At 51.9% G+C, this 2,500-nt stretch carries 1 rRNA gene (cut by a window edge); it reads right to left on the reverse strand.

The annotated features are described in order from the left end of the window. Positions 1-33: 33 nt before the first annotated feature. Positions 34-2,500 (reverse strand): 23S ribosomal RNA (locus tag DN389_RS23070); it runs 455 nt beyond the window's last position.

A 2,500-nucleotide genomic window follows, 5' to 3' on the forward strand; every position in this document is an offset into this window, starting at 1 on the left:
CTTCAAAACTAGATAACATTTGCTTCATATTATATGGTTAAGTCCTCGATCTATTAGTATTCGTCAGCTCCACATGTCACCATGCTTCCACCTCGAACCTATCAACCTGATCATCTTTCAGGGATCTTACTAGCTTACGCTATGGGAAATCTCATCTTGAGGGGGGCTTCATGCTTAGATGCTTTCAGCACTTATCCCTTCCGCACATAGCTACCCAGCTATGCCCTTGGCAGAACAACTGGTACACCAGCGGTGCGTCCATCCCGGTCCTCTCGTACTAAGGACAGCTCCTCTCAAATTTCCTACGCCCACGACGGATAGGGACCGAACTGTCTCACGACGTTCTGAACCCAGCTCGCGTACCGCTTTAATGGGCGAACAGCCCAACCCTTGGGACCGACTACAGCCCCAGGATGCGATGAGCCGACATCGAGGTGCCAAACCTCCCCGTCGATGTGGACTCTTGGGGGAGATAAGCCTGTTATCCCCGGGGTAGCTTTTATCCGTTGAGCGATGGCCCTTCCATGCGGAACCACCGGATCACTAAGCCCGACTTTCGTCCCTGCTCGACTTGTAGGTCTCGCAGTCAAGCTCCCTTATGCCTTTGCACTCTACGAATGATTTCCAACCATTCTGAGGGAACCTTTGGGCGCCTCCGTTACACTTTAGGAGGCGACCGCCCCAGTCAAACTGCCCACCTGACACTGTCTCCCGGGTCGATAAGACCCGTAGGTTAGAATTTCAATACAGTCAGGGCGGTATCCCACCAGCGCCTCCACCGAAGCTAGCGCTCCGGTTTCAATGGCTCCCGCCTATCCTGTACAAACTGTACCAAAATTCAATATCAGGCTACAGTAAAGCTCCACGGGGTCTTTCCGTCCTGTCGCGGGTAACCTGCATCTTCACAGGTACTATAATTTCACCGAGTCTCTGGTTGAGACAGTGCCCAAATCGTTACACCTTTCGTGCGGGTCGGAACTTACCCGACAAGGAATTTCGCTACCTTAGGACCGTTATAGTTACGGCCGCCGTTTACTGGGGCTTCAGTTCAGAGCTTCGCTTACGCTAACCCCTCTCCTTAACCTTCCAGCACCGGGCAGGTGTCAGCCCCTATACTTCGCCTTACGGCTTCGCAGAGACCTGTGTTTTTGCTAAACAGTCGCTTGGGCCTATTCACTGCGGCTTTCCGTTAAGAAAGCACCCCTTCTCCCGAAGTTACGGGGTCATTTTGCCGAGTTCCTTAACCAGAGTTCTCTCGCACACCTTAGGATTCTCTCCTCGCCTACCTGTGTCGGTTTGCGGTACAGGCACCTTTTATCTCGCTAGAAGCTTTTCTTGGCAGCGGGGAATCAAAGACTTCGCTCCATAAGGAGCTTCCCCATCACAGCTCAGCCTTCACGATAAGCGGATTTGCCTACTTATCAGCCTAACTGCTTGGACGTGCACAACCAATCGCACGCTTCTTCTATCCTTCTGCGTCCCTCCATTGCTCAAACGATAAAGAGGTGGTACAGGAATATCAACCTGTTGTCCATCGCCTACGCCTGTCGGCCTCGGCTTAGGTCCTGACTAACCCTGAGCGGACGAGCCTTCCTCAGGAAACCTTAGGCATTCGGTGGACGGGATTCTCACCCGTCTTTCGCTACTCATACCGGCATTCTCACTTCTAAGCGCTCCACCAGTCCTTCCGGTCTGACTTCACTGCACTTAGAACGCTCCCCTACCACTGATACCATTGGTATCAATTCGCAGCTTCGGTGGTGTATTTAGCCCCGGTACATTTTCGGCGCAGAGTCACTCGACTAGTGAGCTATTACGCACTCTTTAAATGGTGGCTGCTTCTAAGCCAACATCCTAGTTGTCTAAGCAACTCCACATCCTTTTCCACTTAATACACACTTTGGGACCTTAGCTGGCGATCTGGGCTGTTTCCCTCTTGACTACGGATCTTATCACTCGCAGTCTGACTCCTAAGGATAAGTCATTGGCATTCGGAGTTTGACTGAATTCGGTAATCCGATGAGGACCCCTAGTTCAATCAGTGCTCTACCTCCAAGACTCTTACACTTAAGGCTAGCCCTAAAGCTATTTCGGGGAGAACCAGCTATCTCCAGGTTCGATTGGAATTTCTCCGCTACCCACACCTCATCCCCGCACTTTTCAACGTGCGTGGGTTCGGGCCTCCATTCAGTGTTACCTGAACTTCACCCTGGACATGGGTAGATCACCTGGTTTCGGGTCTACGACCACGTACTAAACGCCCTATTCAGACTCGCTTTCGCTGCGGCTCCGCCTCTTCAGCTTAACCTCGCACGGGATCGTAACTCGCCGGTTCATTCTACAAAAGGCACGCCATCACCCATTAACGGGCTCTGACTATTTGTAGGCACACGGTTTCAGGATCTCTTTCACTCCCCTTCCGGGGTGCTTTTCACCTTTCCCTCACGGTACTGGTTCACTATCGATCACTAGGGAGTATTTAGCCTTGGGAGATGGTCCT

It is taken from the genome of Bacillus sp. AY3-1, from assembly GCF_008368785.1.
Taxonomy (GTDB): Bacteria; Bacillota; Bacilli; order Bacillales; family Bacillaceae_G; genus Bacillus_A; species Bacillus_A wiedmannii.